Origin of the sequence: Azospirillum sp. TSO22-1, from assembly GCF_003116015.1 — a bacterium.
Classification (GTDB): Bacteria; Pseudomonadota; Alphaproteobacteria; order Azospirillales; family Azospirillaceae; genus Azospirillum.
Genome location: NZ_LGQZ01000058.1, coordinates 40,934 through 60,113, shown reverse-complemented (window position 1 = coordinate 60,113; position 19,180 = coordinate 40,934). Strand labels below are relative to the sequence as shown.

Genomic DNA, 19,180 nt, shown 5'->3' with positions numbered 1-19,180 from the left:
GCCCTTCGGGACGTCAATGGGTCGTGTAGCCGCCGTCCACCGGGAGGGCGGTGCCGGTGATCGACGCCGCGGCGTCGGAGCACAGGAAGGCGATGGCGGCCGCGACCTCGTCGGGCGAGACCAGCCGGCCGGTCGGCATCTTCTGGAGGAACACCGCCTGCAGCACCTGATCCTCCGGCAGGCCGGTGACCTGCGCCTGCTGGGCGATCTGCTTCTCGATGATCGGGGTCAGCACCGTACCGGGGCACACCGCGTTGCAGGTGATGCCGTGCGGGGCCGCCTCGATCGCCACGGCCTTGGTCAGGCCGATGACGCCGTGCTTCGCGGCGACGTAGGCGGGCTTGTGCGGCGCCCCCACCATGCCGAGGACTGAGGCCGTGTTGACGATGCGTCCCCAGCGCCGCTCCATCATCGACGGGAGCGCCGCCTTGATGGTGTGGAAGGCGGCGCTCAGGTTCACCGCGAGCAGCAGGTCCCACTTGTCCTCGGGGAACTCGTGCAGCGCCGCCACGTGCTGCACCCCGGCGTTGTTCACCAGGATGTCGATGGGGCCGAGCGCCCCGGCGGCGGCGGCCATCAGGGCGCGGGCCTCCTCCGGCTGGTTGAGGTCGGCGTCCGAATAGACGATCCTGGTGCCGCTCCGCGCGGCGATCTCGGCGCACGTCCGGTCGATCTCCGCGCGGTCGCCGAAGCCGTTGATCATCACGTTGCAGCCGCGGCTAGCCAATTCGCGGGCGGTCGCCAGACCGATGCCGCTGGTGGAGCCGGTGACGACGGCGTTTCTGTCTCGCATCGCTGTGTCCTTCATCCTGGAAAGCCGGTGTGCGCCTCAGAACGCCACCGCGTCGGCGCCCTTGAGGCCGAGCCGGGCGCGCGCCTCGGCGGGGGTGGCGATGTCGAGCGACAGCTCCTCGAGGATCCGGCGGATCTTCGCCACCTGCTCGGCGCTGTTGCGGGCGAGCCGGCCCTTGCCGAGGTAGAGGCTGTCCTCCAGCCCGACCCGGACGTTGCCGCCCATGCTGCCGGCCACGGTGGTGAACGGGATCTGGTGGCGGCCGGCCGCCAGCACCGACCACTCGTAGGCGCCGCCGAACAGGCGGTCGGCGGTCTCGCGCATGAAGACGAGGTTGCGCGTCTCCGCGCCGATGCCGCCGAGGATGCCGAAGATCGTCTGGACGAACAGCGGCGGCTTCACCAGCCCGCGGTCGAGGAAGTGCGCGAGGTTGTACAGGTGCCCGACGTCGTAGCATTCGAATTCGAAGCGCGTGCCGCAGCCCTCGCCCAGATGCTCGAGGATATACGCGATGTCGCGGAAGGTGTTGCGGAAGATGAAGTCGTCGGTGCTGCGCAGGTAGGGCTCCTCCCAGTCGTGCTTCCAGTCCTTGTAGCGGTCGGCCAGCGGGAAGATGCCGAAGTTCATCGAGCCCATGTTGAGCGAGCACATCTCCGGCCGGGCCAGGAGCGGGGCGGCGAGGCGCTCCTGCACCGTCATGTTCAGCGAGCCGCCGGTGGTGATGTTGAGCACCGCGTCGGTGGACTGCTTGAGGCGCGGCAGGAACTCCATGAAGACCGCCGGGTCCGGCGTCGGCTGGCCGGTGCGGGGATCGCGGGCGTGCAGGTGCAGGATCGCCGCCCCGGCCTCGGCCGCGCCGAGCCCCTGCTCGACGATCTCGTCCGGGGTGACCGGCAGCGCGTCGGACATGGTCGGCGTGTGGATCGACCCGGTCAACGCGCAGCTGATGATGACCTTCTTCGGTGATGCGGCCATGCAGGCCCCTCCTGTGTGTCCGGTCCCGGAGACCGAGGGCGATTGGAAATTACCCGCGCTCCATGCCGTCCAGCCGCTGGAGGTGGAGCGCCAGTCGGGTGTGGACCTCGGCCCGCTGCTCCTCCGTCCAGGTCCGGAAGCCGGCCCCGGCCTTCATGCCGAGCCGCCCGGACGCGACCAACTCGCGCAGCAGCGGCAAGGGACCGGCGGTGCGGTCGAGATCGGGCAGGACATGCTCGTGCACCGCGAGGGTCAGGTCGGTGCCGACCAGATCGGCGTTCTCCAGCGGCCCGAGGACGGCCAGACGCCGGCCGAAGCCGGCCTTGACCACGGTGTCGAGAGTCTCGGCATCGCACACGCCGTCCTGGACGAGGGCGATCGCCTCGCGCCACAGCGCGTGCTGCAGGCGATTGCCGATGAAGCCGGGCACGTCCCTGCGGACCTGCACCGGCCGCTTGCCGATGGCGGTCAGCAGCGCGGTCATCGCGGCGACCGCGTCGTCGGCGGTGTCGGCCGTCCGGATGACCTCGACGAGCGGGATCAGGTGGGGCGGGTTCCACCAGTGGGTGCCCATGGCGCGGGATTTGTCCCGGAGCGGCTCCATGATCCGGGTGATCGGGATCACCGAGGTGTTGCTCGCCAGCAGGGCGTGGGGCGGAGCCGCGGCCTCGATCGTCGCGAAGACGCGCTGCTTGAGGTCCAGGTCCTCGGGCACGGCCTCGATGACGACGTCGGCGCGCGCGACGGCCTCCTCGATGGTCTCGCACGGGCGGATCCGGTCCGCATCCGCAGCGTCCTGCCCAAGCTCACGGAGATTGCGGCGGACGCGGTCGAGGATGGCGGTCCGGCGGTCGGGATCGGGCTCCTGAATGTCGACGCGGTATCCGGCGACGGCGAAAGCCTGCGCGATTCCATGGCCCATCAGCCCGGCACCGATGACGCCGATGTGCTGGCTCGTCATGCTCTGTGCTTTTCCTCCTGCCTGGACGGGCACCGTCTTCTGTCCGGGGCCGCGTTCCGATTTTTGCTCGGGCCCTGAAAAGCAAACGGTATGCCAACAAACAATATCGTTCTACAACAATGGGTTTTGCTGATCATCGCTGGCCGCTGGGAGAGCGGATCTGTTTTCGATCCGGGATTCCGCGTCAGGGCGCGGCCTATCCCCTGGGAATCAGCGCTCTCGCCGTGTGCTGGATTTTGACGGATACTGTCCAAAATTCTGACATCGCCAATCTGGCGGACGACAAAGCAGGAAGGGCGGGCCATGCCGGCGGAATGGGACGAGCAGTTCGCTGCGGCGCGCGCTCTGATGGTGATGATCGACGAGATGATCGACGGCGCCATCCTGGTCGATCGGGACGCGCGCATCGTCTGGTCGAACGACAAGCATGTCTGGTTCAACGACCGGCAGATAGCGTCCCTGGGGTTCCGCTCGGCGGCGGACATCGTGGGCCAGCCGGTCGAGCGCGTCATCCCGCACAGCCGGATGCGCGAGGTGGTGGAAACCGGCCGTTCGCTGCCGCTCGACATCATGCGGTACGGAGAGCACACACTGCTGGTGAGCCGCCTGCCGTTGCGCGACGGACGGGGGGAGGTCATCGGCGCCCTTGCCTTCGCCCTGAAGAACAGCCTTCCCTACCTCCGGCCGATCGCCGACCGCTTCAACAAGCTGCAGTCGCGCCTGGCCCGCATAGAGCGGGAACTCGCCTCCAGCCGGGCGTCGAAGTACACGGTCGAGAACCTGATCGGCTTCAGCCCGGCGATGCTCCAGGTGAAACGGTTGGTGCGCAAGGCGAGCCAGATCCATTCGGCGGTGCTGCTGCTGGGCGAAACGGGGACCGGCAAGGAACTGGTGGCGCATGCGATTCACGCAGGCTCGAACCGCGGCGACCGTCCCTTCGTCGGCATCAACGTCGCGGCCATCCCCGAGACCCTGCTGGAAGCGGAGTTCTTCGGGGTCGCGCCGGGCGCCTACACCGGAGCCGGCCGCCAACCGCGCCCCGGAAAGTTCCAGCTGGCGCACGGTGGCACGTTGTTCCTCGACGAGATCGGCGACATGCCGCTGCCGCTTCAGGGCAAGCTGCTGCGCGCGTTGCAGGAGCGCGAGGTCGAGCCGCTCGGCTCCAACCAGATCGTCACGGTCGACGTGCGCATCATCGCCGCGACCAGCCGGCCGCTTGCCGAGATGGTGCGGAGCGGTGGGTTCCGGTCGGATCTCTACTACCGGCTCAACGTCTTCCCGATACAGCTGCCGGCGCTCCGCGAGCGCAAGGAGGATCTGGAAATCCTCGCGTCCCTCTTCCTGGAGAGGACGGCGGTGAGTCTCGATCAGCCGATGCGCGATCTCTCGCCGTCGGCGCTCGATGCGCTGCGCGGATACGGCTGGCCCGGAAACGTCCGCGAACTGGCCAACATCATCGAGCAGGTCTGCGTGCGCACCGAAGGGGAAAGCATCACGGCCGAGGACTTCAAGGACATCCTCCCGACAGCCGCCGTCCATCGCTCCGCCCTTCCGAACGCAAAGCGCCCACTCTCCGAGGCGGTCGATGAGTTGGAGCGGTCGCTCATCCTTGCGGCGCTCGATGAAGCGGACGGCAACAAGCTCGAAGCCGCACGGAGTCTCGGCCTGTCCCGCACCAATCTCTATGCGAAACTGCACAAGCACGGCATTTCCCCGGACAGGGAACGCTGAGTCCGATATCCGCCGGCAACCGGCATGCCACCGACTTCGACGGCGCCGAAACGCTTTCGAGATCCCACGCCCAACGAAGCGACGGCGAGGCAGTTCCACTTCCTTTGGGCATGGAAAAACCAGGCGTGCGGCCGGACGAGGATCGCCCGGCCGCACGCCCACGGTTCCATCCGTGGCCTCGGAGGCGGCTACCGGCCGCTGGACTGTCCGGCGGTCGGGTCCGTGCGGGTGCGGCCGGAGGTGCCGGCACCGGTTCGCGGCTGGTCCAGGTTGAGCGCATGCCGGGTGGCGGAGTCCAGGCGGCCGGACGGCTTCAGGTCGTGCGAGCGCTGGAAGTCCTCGAGCGCGGCCCGTGTCGCCGGGCCCCAGCGGCCGTCCACATCGAGGTGGCTGCCGTTGTCGTTCAGGGCCTGCTGGACGTTGCGCACGTTGTCGCGGCTCATGGCCGAGGTGTGCCCGGAGGCGGTTCGGCCACTGGTGTCGCGGTCGACGGACTCGGCCGCCTCGTTGGTCCAGCGGTCGGTCTTGGTGCCGAGGCTTTCGTCCATGGTGTGGCCGGCCACGGCACCGCCGGCACCGCCGACCACAGCACCGACCGGCCCGCCGACCACCGCGCCAGCCACCGCGCCGCCGGCGGCACCGGTGGTTGTGCGTTGGGTGTCGGTGCTGCCGCAGGCGGCGAGCGCGAGGAGCATGGTGGCCGAAAGAGCGGCTTCCTTCAGTCTGAGCATGTTTCCGTTCCCGTTGTGACAGTAATTGACTGAATATGCATAGAAGCCTCGATGCGAGACTGTTGTTCCACAGCGCGGGAAAATTTTACCGTCCGGACCGAAAAATTTAGGGAGCCGGGATGTTCCGACGCGATTGATTGCCGGGTGAAGGCCGCCATCGGTGTGTAAGGCCGGTCCCCGGCTTGGACCCAGCGAACCGGGTGCCGGCCAAAGTCCACAATTCCGTATCCGCGGCACTGTTGGTGGAATGGCGCCTGGAGGGGGCGGTGACGATCCGGCGGGGGAACCGTCGTTGACGCTGCATACGATCGCTGATATCCCGCGTTCGGCGTCACTTCCTCGCCGAACGGAGCGGCTTGTAGACGGCGTTCAAGCTGCCGGGCACCATTTCGCCCTTGTCGTCGAGGCTGAAGCGGAAGGCGGTGATCTCCTGCCCCTCGCGGTCGAGGCGAACCTTTGTGGATGCCAAAATGGCGGCGCCGCCTTCGGTGTCCCTTTTGATGCGCGCCACGACCCGCACCCAGATCGGATAGACGTTTTCCAGGTTGCGGAACAGGTGGATGTTGACCGTGTACTCCCCGGGAGGAACGCCGCGGCTGTAGGACGTCTCGAAATTCACCTCCGTCGGGTCGGCGTAACTGCCCAGATCGTCGCGCAGCAGGTTGAAGATCAGGCCCGACTTGTTGGAGTAGCCGACCGGCACGTCGCCGGGCGCCTGCACCCAGAGATCGACGTCGGTGCGCAGCTTGTCGTCCCAGCGGGCCTCGACGATGACGTTGCCCGGCGGTTCCGTATCGGAAATCCCCTTTCCGTCGGACTTCTTCGACTCGTTGATGAACGGAACCGCGATCACGGCGCATGCGACGAAGCCGCACAGCAGCAGCGTCAGCATGTCACGGGCCACGAGGATGCCCGTCTGGTCGTCGCCGATAAGGTCGTTCATCGGGCACCTGCGCCGCCGACGGAGGGCTGGAGCGGCAGAGGCCGGCGCTCGTCCTTCTCACGCTCGCGGGCGACGACGCGCGCCTGGTCCATGATCGCAGCGCACAGGGACGCGGTCGCGCTGCGCAGCATTTGCAGGTTGCAGGTCGTCCACAGGCACAGAATGCCGCCGAGCATCGTCGCGTAGATGGCCACGCCGATGCCGCGGGCGATCATGCTCACCAGGGCACCGGCCGCAGAGGCGTTGCCCACCTGGTCGGGTGTGATGTTGGCGGCAAACAGGCTGAACCCCCAGGCGGTACCCACCAGACCCAGCAGGCCGAGCGAGTTGGCGATATGCTGGATGTGCGACAGGCGGGTGAACAACCGGATCTCCAGCGCACGCTCGCTCTCGATGCTGGCGACACGGCCGTCGCCACGTTTGAGGCGGTCGAGTTCCTCCCCCACCTTCCAGACGCGATAGGCGGTCAGGAACAGTCCGATGGCAAAGACCCCGAACAGAATTCCGGACGCCAGCGCGATCTCCCCCTCAAGAAGGCGATCCAGCCAGCCGTTTGCGAAGATCATCGCCCCGATGGCAAAGCCGAAGAGGTTGAAGGCGACGAATTTGGTTTTGAGCAGGAGTTCTTCAGCGTTGCCCATGAAGGCCTCCGAGATCGGGCGGTGCTCCGGCCGGCAAGAGGGCGGGCCTCGGCTTCGGATGATAAATGCGCCCCCATCCGTCGCGCGGCCGGGAGATTATGGAGATGCACCGGAGCGGTGGAGGCACCCAGAATGCCGGACGCGTGGTCTCTCCACCCCTTGCTCCTTGTGAACTGGGTTACCCCGAACAGGGCGAGCGTGCCGGTATCGGATGTGAAGGCGGGGTGGCGTTCCTACCTCGCGAGCCTGTCCCGGGAGGCGTTCCGGCTGACCCGGGTCAACGCGCAGCCTCCGCCCGGGACGGCGGTTTGCCGAGCGCGCGGTAGCGGGCCTCGATGGCGTCGATGATGTCCTGGCCGCGCTCCGCCACATAGCGCCAGAGCTGGGCGTGCACCGGCAGCAGCGGCAGGCTGCGGCGGTGCGCGACGTACCAGGAGCGCATCAGCGGCAGCCCCTCCACGTCGAGTTCCTGCAGCAGGCCGAGCGCCAGCTCCAGGCCGATGGTGTGGCGCGAGATCAGCGCGACGCCGATGCCGGCCATGACCGCCTGCTTGATCGTCTCGTTGCTGCTGGAGGTCATCACCACCCGCGGCGTGAAGCCGCCCGCCTGGAAGAAGCGGTCGGTCAGCGCGCGCGTGCCCGCGCCCTCCTCGCGGGCGATGAAGCTGCACCCGGCGAGGTCGGAGAGCCGGAGGCCGCGCGAGCCCGCCAGCGGGTGCGCCGGGTTGCAGACCAGCACGCTGGGGTGCCGGGCGAACGTCTGCGCCACCACTTGCGCCTCGTCGAGGGGGTGGCCCATGATGGCGAGGTCGACCTCGCCCCGCGCCACCGCCTCGTTCACCTCGCGCCGGTTGCCGTCTTGCAGGTGGATGGCGACGCCCGGCCGCTCCGCCTGGAAGCGCGAGACGATGTGCGGGGCGATGTATTTGGCGGTACTCACAAGGCCGATGGCGATGTTCCCGCCGGTGACGTCCTTCAGCGCCTGCATCCTCCGGTCGGCGTCCTCCAGCGCCTGAAGGATGAGCGCGGCGTGCTCCATCAGGTCGTGCCCGGCCTCGGTCAGCACCACGCGGCGGCCCACCCGCTCGAACAGCGGGAAGCCGCAATGGCCCTCCACCTGCTTGATCTGAAAGGAAACCGCGCCGGGGGTCAGGCCGAACTGCTCGGCCACGCGGGCGAAGGACAGGGTGCGCGCGGCGGCGGCGAAGATCTGCAACTGGCGCAGCGTGGCGTGCTGGATGGTCATGGCGGCGGCCTTGTTGAGGAATCCCTCGTCATAATCGCCAGTGTATTTGAATATTCCTCGACCAAGCAATCCGCTACCGTCGCTTCCAGACACAAATCGACCTGCTCCGGGAGGGGACGAGATGAACCATATCGCGGGGAAGCCGACGATCGACCTGAAGGCCCGCTACGCGGCCGGCGTCCTGAAGTACCGGCAGATGGGCTACTGGGAGCCGGACTACGAGCCGAAGGACACCGACGTGCTCGCGGTGTTCCGCATCACGCCGCAGGATGGGGTCGAGCCGGAGGAGGCCGCCGCCGCGGTGGCCGGCGAAAGCTCCACCGCCACCTGGACGGTGGTGTGGACCGACCGCCTGACCAACTGCGAGAAGTACCGGGCCAAGGCCTACCGCGTCGATCCGGTGCCGGGCACGCCGGGCCAGTGGTTCGCCTACATCGCCTACGAGCTGGACCTGTTCGAGGAGGGCTCGATCGCCAACCTCACCGCCTCCATCATCGGCAACGTGTTCGGCTTCAAGCCGCTGAAGGCGCTGCGGCTGGAGGACATGCGGATCCCCGTCGCCTACCTGAAGACCTTCCAGGGCCCGGCCACCGGCATCGTGGTGGAGCGCGAGCGCCTGAACAACTTCGGCCGTCCGCTGCTCGGCGCCACCATGAAGCCGAAGCTGGGCCTGTCCGGCCGCAGCTACGGGCGCGTGGTGTACGAGGCGCTGAAGGGTGGCCTGGATTTCACCAAGGACGACGAGAACATCAACTCGCAGCCCTTCATGCACTGGCGCGACCGCTTCCTCTACTGCATGGAGGGCGTCAACCGCGCCATGGCGGAGACCGGCGAGATCAAGGGCACCTACCTGAACGTCACCGCCGCCACCATGGAGGACATGTACGAGCGCGCCGAGTTCGCCAAGGAGCTGGGCAGCGTCATCGTCATGATCGACCTGGTGATCGGCTACACCGCCATCCAGTCCATGGCGAAGTGGGCGCGGCGCAACGACATGATCCTGCACCTGCACCGCGCCGGGCATTCCACCTACACACGGCAGAAGAGCCACGGCGTGTCGTTCCGCGTGATCGCCAAGTGGATGCGCATGGCCGGCGTCGACCACATCCACGCCGGCACCGTGGTGGGGAAGCTGGAGGGCGACCCCAACGTCATCCGCGGCATCTACGACACCTGCCGCGAGACGCACGTGCCGCAGAACCTCCAGCACGGCATCTTCTTCGACCAGCCCTGGGCCGGCCTCAAGAAGGTCATGCCGGTGGCGTCCGGCGGCATCCACGCCGGGCAGATGCACCAGCTGCTGACCTACCTGGGTGAGGACGTGGTGCTGCAGTTCGGCGGCGGCACCATCGGCCACCCCGACGGCATCCAGGCCGGCGCCACCGCCAACCGCGTGGCACTTGAGGTGATGGTCAAGGCCCGCAACGAGGGGCGCGACATCTGGAACGAGGGGCCGGAGATTCTGCGCGACGCCGCGCGCTGGTGCCAGCCGCTGCGCGCCGCGCTCGACACCTGGAAGGACGTCACCTTCGACTACGCCTCCACCGACAGCGTGGACTTCGTGCCCACGCCGACCGCCGCCTGATCCTTCAGAAGGGAGCCGACCGATGCGATTGACCCAGGGCCAGTTCTCCTTCCTGCCGGACCTGACGGACGGGGAGATCACCATGCAGGTGCAGTACGCCCTCGACCAGGGCTGGGCGGTGGCCGTCGAGTTCACCCGCGACCCGCACCCGCGCAACACCTATTGGACCATGTGGGGCAACCCCATGTTCGACCTGCGCGACGCCAAGGGCGTGATGATGGAGATCGACGCCTGCCGCACGGCCAACCCCGACCAGTACGTCAAGGTGCTCGCCTTCGACAGCTCGGAGGGGTTCGAGACGGTGCGCATGTCCTACCTCGTCAACCGCCCGGCCGACGAGCCCGGCTTCGAACTGGTGCGCGCCGAGGGGCCGGGCCGGCGCGTCGACTACACGGTGCGCAGCCACGCCACCGCGCGGCCGGAGGCGCGTCATGGAGCGTGAGCGCTTCCCCGTGCCGGGGCCGCGGCACCGGCTCGCCCCCTCCATCCTCTCGGCCGACTTCGCGCGGCTGGGGGAGGAGGTGGAGCGGGTGGTCGACGCCGGCTGCGACCTCGTCCACGTCGACGTGATGGACAACCACTACGTCCCCAACCTGACCATCGGGCCGATGGTCTGCGAGGCGATCCGGCCGCGCGCCGCGGTGCCCATCGATGTGCATCTCATGGTGAAGCCGGTGGATGCGCTGGTGCCGCTGTTCGCCAAGGCCGGCGCCGACCTCATCAGCTTTCACCCCGAGGCGTCGGATCACGTCGACCGCACGCTCTCGCTGATCCGCGAGCATGGCTGCCGCGCCGGGCTGGCGCTCAACCCGGCGACGCCGCTTCACCACCTCGACCACGTCATGGACCGCCTGGACCTGATCCTGGTGATGTCGGTGAACCCCGGCTTCGGCGGGCAGTCCTTCATCCCCGCGGCGCTCGACAAGATCGCCGCGATCCGCCGCCGCATCGACCACCACGCCGAGGTGACCGGCCGGACCATCTGGCTGGAGGTGGACGGCGGCATCAAGCCCAACAACATCCGCGCGGTCGCCGACGCGGGCGCGGACACCTTCGTCGCCGGCTCCGCCATCTTCGGGGCGGCGGACACCGACGGCGGCTACCGCGGCGTGGTCAGCCGCATGCGCGCGGCGCTGGCCAATGCCGGGCTTGCGGGGAGGGCGGCATGACCGTGATGGACAAACCGGTCTCGATCGACCTCGACGCGCTGTACCGCGAGTCCGGCATCGGCGCCATGCTGGCCGAGATGGACCGCGAGCTGGTCGGCCTCACCCCGGTGAAGACCCGCATCCGCGAAGTGGCGGCGCTGCTGCTGGTGGAGAAGGCGCGCCGCTCGCTGGGCCTGAAGGCCGAACCGCCGTCGCTGCACATGTGCTTCACCGGCAACCCCGGCACCGGCAAGACCACGGTGGCGCTGCGCATGGCGGGGATCCTGCACGGCCTCGGCTACATCCGCCGCGACCACGTGGTGAGCGTGACGCGCGACGACCTCGTCGGCCAGTACATCGGTCACACCGCGCCGAAGACCAAGGAGGTGCTGAAGCGCGCCATGGGCGGCGTGCTGTTCATCGACGAGGCCTACTATCTCTACCGCCCGGAGAACGAGCGCGACTACGGCCAGGAGGCCATCGAGATCCTCTTGCAGGTGATGGAGGACAACCGCGACGACCTCGTGGTGATCCTCGCCGGCTACAAGGACCGCATGGACACCTTCTTCAAGTCGAATCCCGGCATGGCCTCGCGCATCGCCCATCACGTGGACTTCCCGGACTACGAGCCGGACGAGCTGCTGGAGATCGCGCGGCTGATGGTGGAGCGCATGCACTACCGCTTCGCGCCCGAAGCCGAGCGCGCCATGGGCGAGTACATCGGCCGGCGCATGGCGCAGCCGCGCTTCGCCAACGCGCGCTCGATCCGCAACGCGCTCGACCGTGCCCGGCTGCGGCAGGCCAACCGCCTGTTCGAGGCGCGCGAGCGCGCCGTCGATGCCGACGCGCTGCTGACCATCGCCGAGGAGGACATCCGCGCCAGCCGCGTCTTCGTCCAGTAACCCATCTCCTCATGGCCGGACCCGACGAAAGGAGGATTAAGGCTTATGAGGAAAACACCATAGAATAAAAGAAAATGTCAGCCAGAGCCCCAGGCCGCGATGACAACAACGGGGAAACGCCATGCCGTACCGCCGCACCACGTTCAGCAAGTTCATCATTGACGACCAGCGCCGCCGCGGTGGAGGCGACACCGACCTGACGGCTCTGCTCAACGACGTCCAGACCGCATGCAAGTTTATCGCCACGGCGGTCGCGCGGGGGACGCTTCACCCCATCGCGAACCCGCTGTGCGGCGAGCCGGACGCTCCCCCGTCCGGCTCGCCCACCTCCACCAACGTCCATGGAGAGGTGCAGAAGCCGCTCGACCTCATCGCCAACGAGATCATGCTGCGCACCTGCGAGTACGGCGGCCAGCTCTGCGGCATGGCGTCGGAGGAGATGGACGAGCCCTACGCCATCCCCCCCGAATACCCGCGCGGCCGCTATCTGCTGCTGTTCGACCCGCTGGACGGCTCCTCCAACCTGGACGTCAACCTGACCGTCGGCACCATCTTCTCCATTCTCCGGGCGCCGGAGGGGGTGGACGAGCCGACGGTCGCCGACTTCCTCCAGCCCGGCACCCGGCAGGTGGCCGCCGGCTTCTCGCTGTACGGGCCGGCCGACATGATCGTCGCCAGCTTCGGGGCGGGCGTGCACGGCTTCACCATGGACCGGGAGATCGGCGCCTACACGCTGACCCACCCCGACATGCGCATCCCCGAGGCGGCCTGCGAGTTCGCCATCAACGCCTCCAACGAGCGGTTCTGGGAGCCGCCGGTGCGCCGCTACGTCGAGGAGTGCACGCGGGGCCGCACCGGCCCGCGCGGGCAGGACTTCAACATGCGCTGGAACGCCTGCTTCGTGACGGAGGTCTACCGCATCCTGACGCGCGGCGGCGTCTTCCTCTACCCGCGCGACGTCCGCCCCTCGCACAAGCCGGGGCGGCTGCGCCTGCTCTACGAGGCCAACCCCATGGGCATGCTGGTCGAGCAGGCCGGCGGCGTGGCCAGCACCGGGCGCGAGCGCATCATGGAGGTGCAGCCGACCAGCCTGCACCAGAAGGTGCCGGTGATCCTCGGCTCCAAGGCGGAGGTGGAGCGCATCGTCGCCTACCACACGGCGCACGACCGCGGCGAGGACGCGGCCTTCCATGCGCCGCTGTTCGGCACGCGCTCGCTGTTCCTCGATACCGGGTTCCTCGACACCGGCACCACGCCCCACGCCTGAGGAGGACCGCGCCATGTCGGCCAAGCATCCGATCATCGTGATCACCGGCTCCTCGGGCGCCGGGACGACCACCGTCACCCGTACCTTCCAGACGATCTTCCGGCGCGAGAACATCACCGCCGCCATCGTCGAGGGCGACAGCTTCCACCGCTACGACCGCGTGGAGATGCGCGCCAAGGTCCGCGAGGCCAGCGAGACCCCGAACAGCACCTTCAGCCACTTCGGCCCCGACGCCAACCTGTTCGAGGAGCTGGACACCCTGTTCCACCAGTACGGCGAGACCGGCACCGGCCGCGTGCGCAAATACCTGCACGACGCGGCCGAGGCCGCCCCCTATGACCAGGAGCCCGGCACCTTCACCCCGTGGGAGGAGGTCGAGCCGGGCACCGACCTGCTGTTCTACGAAGGCCTGCACGGCTGCGTGCGGACCGAGACGCTGGACGTCTCCCGCCACGGCGACCTGAAGATCGGCGTGGTGCCGGCGGTGAACCTGGAGTGGATCCAGAAGATCCACCGCGACCGCACCATGCGCGGCTATTCCGAGGAGGCCATCGTCGACACCATCCTGCGGCGGATGCCCGACTACGTGAACTACATCTGCCCGCAGTTCAGCCGGACGCACGTCAACTTCCAGCGTGTGCCGACGGTCGACACCTCCAACCCCTTCATCGCCCGCGACATCCCGACGCCGGACGAGAGCATGCTGGTGATCCGCTTCGGCAACCCCAAGGGGATCGACTTCCCCTACCTGCTGTCGATGCTGAAGGACAGCTTCATGACGCGGGCCAACACCATCGTCTGCCCCGGCGGCAAGATGGCCCTGGCCATGCAGTTGATCTTCACGCCGATGATCTGGCAGCTGATGGACCGCAAGAAGAAGGCGTTCTGACGACTTGAAGCCCTCCCCCGCCTCCGGCGGGGGAGGGTTGGGTGGGGGCCAGGGATTCCCGGTCAGGCGTTGCCCCCACCCTGACCCTCCCCCAGCGGGGCTGGGGGAGGGGATCGACGACACACCGACGAAGGGACCCCGCCCATGACCGCGACCACCCTGGTCCGCGAACAGGACCGCCTTGCCCGGCACCCGGCCGCCGCCGGCCGCCGCCGCTGCGCCGACGCGCTGCGCGCGCTGGCCATCGACGCGGTGGAGGCCGCGAACTCCGGCCATCCCGGCATGCCCATGGGCATGGCTGACATCGCCGAGGCGCTGTGGCGCCACCACCTGCGCCACGACCCGGCCGACCCGCATTGGCCCGACCGCGACCGCTTCGTGCTGTCGAACGGGCACGGCTCGATGCTGCTGTACGGGCTGCTGCACCTCACCGGCTACGACCTGCCGGCCGAGGAGTTGCGGCGTTTCCGCCAGCTCGGCTCGCGCACGCCGGGACATCCGGAATACGGGGTCACGCCGGGGGTGGAGACGACCACCGGGCCGCTCGGCCAGGGCATCGCCAACGCCGTCGGCATGGCCCTGGCCGAGCGGCTGCTGGCCTCCGCGTTCAACTGGCCGGGGCACGTCATCGTCGATCACCGCACCTTCTGCTTCGTCGGCGACGGCTGCCTGATGGAGGGCATCAGCCACGAGGCGTGCTCGCTGGCCGGCACGCTGGGGCTGGAGAAGCTGGTGGTCTTCTACGACGACAACGGCATCTCCATCGACGGGCACGTCGCCGGCTGGTTCGCCGACGACACCCCGGCGCGCTTCGAGGCGTACGGCTGGCGGGTGATCCGCGCCGTCGACGGCCACGACGCCAAGGCGATCGACGCCGCCATCGCCGAGGCGCTGACGCCCTGCGGCAAGCCGACGCTGGTCTGCTGCCGGACGGAGATCGGCTACGGCTCGCCGGGCAAGGCCGGCACCCATGACGTGCACGGCGCCCCGCTCGGCGTCGCCGAGGCGGCGGCGACCAAGGCGGCGCTGGGCTGGGACGCGCCACCCTTCACGGTGCCCGGGGACGTGCGCGCCGCCTGGGACGCACGCGAGCGCGGCGCCGTGCTGCGCTCCGGGTGGGAGGCCCGCTTCGAGCGCTACGCCCAGGCCTTCCCCGAACTGGCGGCGGAATTCACCCGGCGCATGCGGGGCGGCCTGCCGGAGGGGTTCGCCGACGCGGCCGACGCCTGGATCGCCGAGGTGGCGGAGCAGGCGAGCGCCGTCGCCACCCGCAAGGCGTCGCAGCAGGCGATCCAGCGTCTGGCGGCGCTGCTGCCCGAACTGCTGGGCGGCTCGGCCGACCTCACCGGCTCCAACCTGACGGACTGGCGGGGCTGCATGGAGGTGGGGCGGGGCCAGGGAGGCAACTACCTGCACTACGGCGTGCGGGAGTTCGGCATGGCCGCGGTGATGAACGGCATGGCGCTGCACGGCGGCGTCCTGCCCTTCGGCGGCACCTTCCTGGTGTTCTCCGACTACGCCCGCAACGGCATCCGGCTGTCGGCACTGATGGGGCTGCGCGTGGTCTACGTGTTCACCCACGACAGCGTCGGCCTGGGCGAGGACGGCCCCACCCACCAGCCGGTCGAGCACGCCGCCAGCCTGCGCCTGATGCCGAACCTCGACGTCTGGCGGCCCTGCGACGCACTGGAAACCGCGGTCGGGTGGCGTTCCGCGGTCGAGCGCGCGACCGGCCCGAGCGCGTTGCTGCTGTCGCGCCAGAGCCTGCCGGCGCAGGCAGGTGACGACCGCGCCGAGGGGGCCGCGCGCGGCGGCTACGTGCTGGCCGACGCCGCGGGCGCGCCGGACGTGGTGCTGATCGCCACCGGCTCCGAGGTCGCCGTCGCCATGGAGGCGCGCGGGCTGCTCGCCGAGCGCGGCATCGCCGCCCGCGTCGTCTCCATGCCCTGCTGCGAGGCGTTCGAGCGCCAGGATCCGGCGTGGCGGCACGCGGTGCTGCCGGCCGGCGTGCCGCGCGTGGCGGCGGAGGCGGGGGCGACCGGGCTGTGGCGGGCCTATGTCGGGCTGGCCGGCGCGGTGGTCGGGCTTGACCGCTACGGCGAGTCCGCGCCGGCCGGCGACCTTTACAAGCACTTCGGCATCACCGCCGAGGCGGTGGCGCAGCAGGCGCAGCGCCTGTGCCGGTTCTAAGGACGCCGCATACAATCGGGAGGGAAACCAATGGCTCTGATCGCGCTTCGCCAGCTCCTCGACCACGCCGCCGAGCACGGCTACGGCGTGCCCGCCTTCAACATCAACAACATGGAGCAGATGCTCGCGGTGATGAACGCCGCCAGGCGCACCGACGCGCCGGTCATCCTGCAGGCCAGCCGTGGCGCCCGCTCCTACGCCGGCGACGCGGTGCTGCGCCACTTGGTGCAGGCGGCGGTGGAGATGCATCCGGCCATCCCGGTGTGCCTGCACCTCGATCACGGCGACCGGCCGGAGACCTGCATGTCGGCCATCGTCAACGGCTTCACCTCGGTGATGATGGACGGCTCGCTGGAGCCGGACGGCAAGACCCCGGCCAGCTACGCCTACAACGTCGAGGTCACTCGCCGCGTCGCCGCCATGGCGCACATGGCCGGCGTCTCGGTGGAGGGCGAGCTGGGCTGCCTCGGCTCGCTGGAGACCGGTCGGGGGGAGGAGGAGGACGGGCACGGCCACACCGGCACGCTGTCGCGCGAGGCTCTGCTCACCGATCCCGACCAGGCGGCGGACTTCGTGGCGCAGACGGAGGTGGACGCGCTGGCCGTGGCCATCGGCACCTCGCATGGGGCGTACAAGTTCAGCCGCAAGCCGGAGGGCGACATCCTCGCCATGGACGTGGTCAAGGCGATCCACGCCCGGCTGCCCGGCACGCATCTGGTGATGCACGGCGCCTCCACCGTGCCGCAGGACCTCCAGGACATCATCAACGGGCACGGCGGCGCCATCCCGCAGACCTGGGGCGTGCCGATCGATGAGATCGTGGTGGGCATCCGGCACGGCGTGCGCAAGGTGAACATCGACACCGACGCGCGCCTCGCCATGACCGGGCAGTTCCGCCGCGTCCTGTCACGGAACCCCGCCGAGTTCGACCCGCGCAAGTGCCTGAAGCCGGCCATGGACGCCATGCAGGCCATGTGCGAGGAGCGCTTCGCCGCCTTCGCCGCCGCCGGCAAGGCCGCGTCGCTCAAGCCGCTGCCGCTGGACGCCATGGCGCAACGCTACGCCCGTGGCGAACTGACGCCGGGCCTCGCCCTGCGCGCTGCGGCGGAGTGAGGGGAGATGCCCTGAAGTTTGCGCTGCATCAATGTGGCGTTCCTGCCGATCCGATACATTGCCATTGGTTATATGCGCTTGGCCGTATTTGTGGCCGGCGGAGCAATGCGAGGGTCCCATGCGTCACGCCGTGCAACCCTGGATCGCCTCCTGGCGTGAGCTGGCCTTCCTGACGTGCGTGAGCGCCGCTGGGATCATCGCGTCGGTCTATGTGGCGCTGCACGGCCCTACTGCCGAGGACCGCACGCGCTTCGCCGCCGACCAGATCGTCGACCGCGGCCTGCACAACCTGAGCGCCGACGAGTGCCGCACCGCGCTGGCCACCCTGGTGGACGAGGCGCGCGGCCGGTCCGACGTGTTGTGGCTGTGGGTCGAGGAAAGCGTGCCCGGCCGCAGCCTGCGCCGCTACGGCACCGCCGGGACCAGCGTGTCGCGCGCCGCCCCGCGCGGGCACGCCTTCCGCGCCGACGCCCCGCCGGCGGCGACCTGCGCGTACCCGTCCAACTCGCTGCACGCCCTGTCGCTCGGCGGCATCGCCCGCCCGGTGATCGACGCCGCGCCGGACCCCTGGGCGGCCGAGGGCGGGCCGTAACCCTCACGCCGCGTCCAGCGCCCGCCTGATCGCCGCGACCGAGATGTCGGCGTCGGCCTCCGTCGTCGCGCCGATGACCGACAACCGCATCACCCAGCGTCCGCGCCAGTTCGCCCCACCGGCAAAACAGGTGCCGTCCTCCTGGATCCTCCGGATCACCCGCAGGGTGAGGTCGTCGTCGTCCCCGAAGCGGACGATCACCTGGTTCAGCACCACCTCGTTCAGGACCGCGACGCGCGGATCGGCGGCCAGCGCCCCAGCCATGCGGCGGGCCAGCCGGCAGTGCCGCTCCACCATGTCCGCGATGCCCCGCCGGCCGAGGTGGCGGATCATCGCCCAGGTCGCGAAGCCGCGCGCCCGGCGCGACAGCTCCGGGACGGTGTGCGACGGATCGCGCTCGCCTTCGGCGACCGGCGGCAGATAGCTGGCGGCGACGGTCATCGCGCGGCGGTGCGCCTCGGCGTCGCGCACGATGGCGTAGCCGCAGTCATACGGCGTCTGCAGCCATTTGTGGCCATCGGTCGCCCAGGAATCCGCCGCGTCGATCCCGGTGCCGAGGTGGGCGCGCGCCGGGCAGGCCCGCGCCCACAGGCCGAACGCCCCGTCTACGTGCACCCAGGCGCCGCGCGCGTGGGCCAGCGGCACGATGCGCTGGTGCGGGTCGAAGGCGCCGGTGTTGATCTGGCCGGCCTGCGTGACGACGATGATCGGGCCGGAGCAATCGGCCAGCGCCGCCTCGAACGCGTCCGCGTCCATGGCGCCCTGAGCGGTGGTTGCGACGCGAACGACGCGGGCGTGCCCGAGGCCGAGGAACTGGAGCGCCGAAAAGACGGTGGCGTGGGCGTCGTCGCCGATCAGCACCGCGATGGGCGGCGCGCCGAACAGCCCGTCGGCCTCAACGTCCCAGCCGGCGCGGCGCAGCACCTCCCCGCGCGCCGCGGCGAGTCCGACGACATTCGCCATGGTGGCGCCGGTGACGAAACCGACCGATGCCTCGGCAGGCAGCCCGAGCAGATCGAGCAGCCAGCGCGCGGCGATGGTCTCGGCCGCGGCGGCGGCGGGCGCGGCGACGTGGTTGCCGGCGTTCTGCCCCCAGGCGGAGGTCAGCCAGTCGGCGGCGACGCCCACCGGGTGCGAGGCGCCGATGACCCAGCCGAAGAAGCGCGGGCCGGTGGTGCCGCTCAGGCCGGGTTCCGCGCGCGCGATCAGGTCGCGGACGACGGCGTCGGGCGGCTGGCCGGCGTCGGGCGGCTGGCCGGCGTCGGCGAGTGGCGCGTCGAAGGCCTCCAACGCTTCGCGGTAGACCGCTTCCGGGCGCTGGACGCGCGCGTCGATGCCCTGGCGATAGGCGATGGCCGCCTCGGCAGCTTGGCGCCATGCGGACTCGTGCTCGGGATCCAGCCCCATCGTGATTCTCCCCCTGGTTGCCTCTTTTTAGCCGTCATCCCCGCGAAAGCGGGGATCCATACGTTC

At 69.6% G+C, this 19,180-nt stretch carries 18 protein-coding genes; 10 read left to right on the top strand and 8 right to left on the bottom strand.

What is annotated here, in order from left to right:
* Positions 1-13: 13 nt before the first annotated feature.
* Genes TSO221_RS15860 through TSO221_RS15850 form a run of 3 tightly spaced genes read right to left on the bottom strand, consistent with a single transcriptional unit; the run spans position 14 to position 2,729 of the window.
* The gene (locus TSO221_RS15860) at positions 14-793 is read right to left on the bottom strand and encodes a 3-hydroxybutyrate dehydrogenase (protein ID WP_109119482.1); all 780 of its coding nucleotides are present in this window, start codon (positions 791-793) and stop codon (positions 14-16) included.
* Positions 794-829: 36 nt separating this feature from the next.
* Positions 830-1,768: a 3-keto-5-aminohexanoate cleavage protein gene (locus tag TSO221_RS15855; protein WP_109119481.1), complete on the bottom strand. Its 939-nt coding sequence runs from the start codon at positions 1,766-1,768 to the stop codon at positions 830-832.
* A gap of 49 nt (positions 1,769-1,817) precedes the next feature.
* Entirely contained in the window at positions 1,818-2,729 is a 912-nt protein-coding gene (locus TSO221_RS15850; RefSeq protein ID WP_109119480.1) for a 3-hydroxyacyl-CoA dehydrogenase NAD-binding domain-containing protein, read from the bottom strand.
* 303 nt (positions 2,730-3,032) lie between these two features.
* Between TSO221_RS15850 and TSO221_RS15845 the strand changes: the two genes are divergently transcribed.
* Entirely contained in the window at positions 3,033-4,460 is a 1,428-nt protein-coding gene (locus TSO221_RS15845) for a sigma 54-interacting transcriptional regulator (protein WP_109119479.1), read from the top strand.
* A 188-nt stretch (positions 4,461-4,648) separates the two neighbouring features.
* Here TSO221_RS15845 and TSO221_RS15840 read toward each other — a convergent pair whose 3' ends face one another.
* The 4 genes from TSO221_RS15840 to TSO221_RS15825 form a co-directional block, all read right to left on the bottom strand.
* Positions 4,649-5,191 carry a peptidoglycan-binding domain-containing protein gene (locus tag TSO221_RS15840; RefSeq protein WP_109119478.1) on the bottom strand — a complete coding sequence of 181 codons (543 nt, stop codon included), beginning with the start codon at positions 5,189-5,191 and terminating at the stop codon, positions 4,649-4,651.
* Between the two features lie 331 nt (positions 5,192-5,522).
* Positions 5,523-6,134 carry a hypothetical protein gene (locus TSO221_RS15835; RefSeq protein WP_109119477.1) on the bottom strand — a complete coding sequence of 204 codons (612 nt, stop codon included), beginning with the start codon at positions 6,132-6,134 and terminating at the stop codon, positions 5,523-5,525.
* Positions 6,131-6,775 carry a MotA/TolQ/ExbB proton channel family protein gene (locus TSO221_RS15830; RefSeq protein ID WP_109119476.1) on the bottom strand — a complete coding sequence of 215 codons (645 nt, stop codon included), beginning with the start codon at positions 6,773-6,775 and terminating at the stop codon, positions 6,131-6,133. Before TSO221_RS15830 ends, TSO221_RS15835 begins: the two co-directional genes overlap by 4 nt.
* 277 nt (positions 6,776-7,052) lie before the next feature.
* A complete protein-coding gene (locus TSO221_RS15825) occupies positions 7,053-8,021 on the bottom strand; it encodes a LysR family transcriptional regulator (RefSeq protein WP_109119475.1) in 969 nt (322 codons plus the stop codon).
* A gap of 121 nt (positions 8,022-8,142) precedes the next feature.
* Here TSO221_RS15825 and TSO221_RS15820 point away from each other — a divergent pair, with 121 nt between their 5' ends.
* The 9 genes from TSO221_RS15820 (at position 8,143) to TSO221_RS15780 (ending at position 17,707) form a co-directional block, all read left to right on the top strand.
* Entirely contained in the window at positions 8,143-9,606 is a 1,464-nt protein-coding gene (locus TSO221_RS15820; protein ID WP_109119474.1) for a form I ribulose bisphosphate carboxylase large subunit, read from the top strand.
* 22 nt (positions 9,607-9,628) lie between these two features.
* A complete protein-coding gene (locus TSO221_RS15815; protein ID WP_109119473.1) occupies positions 9,629-10,048 on the top strand; it encodes a ribulose bisphosphate carboxylase small subunit in 420 nt (139 codons plus the stop codon).
* The gene (gene rpe / locus TSO221_RS15810) at positions 10,038-10,775 is read left to right on the top strand and encodes a ribulose-phosphate 3-epimerase (protein WP_109119472.1); all 738 of its coding nucleotides are present in this window, start codon (positions 10,038-10,040) and stop codon (positions 10,773-10,775) included. The genes TSO221_RS15815 and rpe overlap by 11 nt, the downstream gene beginning before the upstream one ends.
* Positions 10,772-11,656, top strand: coding sequence for a CbbX protein (cbbX, locus tag TSO221_RS15805; protein ID WP_109119471.1), 885 nt, complete (start codon positions 10,772-10,774; stop codon positions 11,654-11,656). Before rpe ends, cbbX begins: the two co-directional genes overlap by 4 nt.
* Before the next feature lie 121 nt (positions 11,657-11,777).
* Positions 11,778-12,923, top strand: a complete 1,146-nt coding sequence (locus TSO221_RS15800) for a class 1 fructose-bisphosphatase (protein WP_109119470.1) — start codon at positions 11,778-11,780, stop codon at positions 12,921-12,923.
* A 13-nt stretch (positions 12,924-12,936) separates the two neighbouring features.
* On the top strand, positions 12,937-13,812 hold the full coding sequence (locus TSO221_RS15795) for a phosphoribulokinase (RefSeq protein ID WP_109119469.1): 876 nt from the start codon (positions 12,937-12,939) through the stop codon (positions 13,810-13,812).
* Positions 13,813-13,956: 144 nt separating this feature from the next.
* Positions 13,957-16,002, top strand: coding sequence for a transketolase (gene tkt, locus TSO221_RS15790; RefSeq protein ID WP_109119468.1), 2,046 nt, complete (start codon positions 13,957-13,959; stop codon positions 16,000-16,002).
* Positions 16,003-16,032: 30 nt separating this feature from the next.
* Positions 16,033-17,115, top strand: a complete 1,083-nt coding sequence (gene fba / locus TSO221_RS15785) for a class II fructose-bisphosphate aldolase (protein WP_109119467.1) — start codon at positions 16,033-16,035, stop codon at positions 17,113-17,115.
* 118 nt (positions 17,116-17,233) lie between these two features.
* Complete coding sequence (locus TSO221_RS15780) at positions 17,234-17,707, top strand: hypothetical protein (RefSeq protein ID WP_109119466.1); 474 nt, start codon at positions 17,234-17,236, stop codon at positions 17,705-17,707.
* Positions 17,708-17,710: 3 nt separating this feature from the next.
* On the opposite strand, the gene TSO221_RS15775 is transcribed toward TSO221_RS15780, so the two are convergent.
* Positions 17,711-19,114, bottom strand: coding sequence for an aspartate aminotransferase family protein (locus TSO221_RS15775; RefSeq protein ID WP_109119465.1), 1,404 nt, complete (start codon positions 19,112-19,114; stop codon positions 17,711-17,713).
* Positions 19,115-19,180 lie beyond the last annotated feature (66 nt).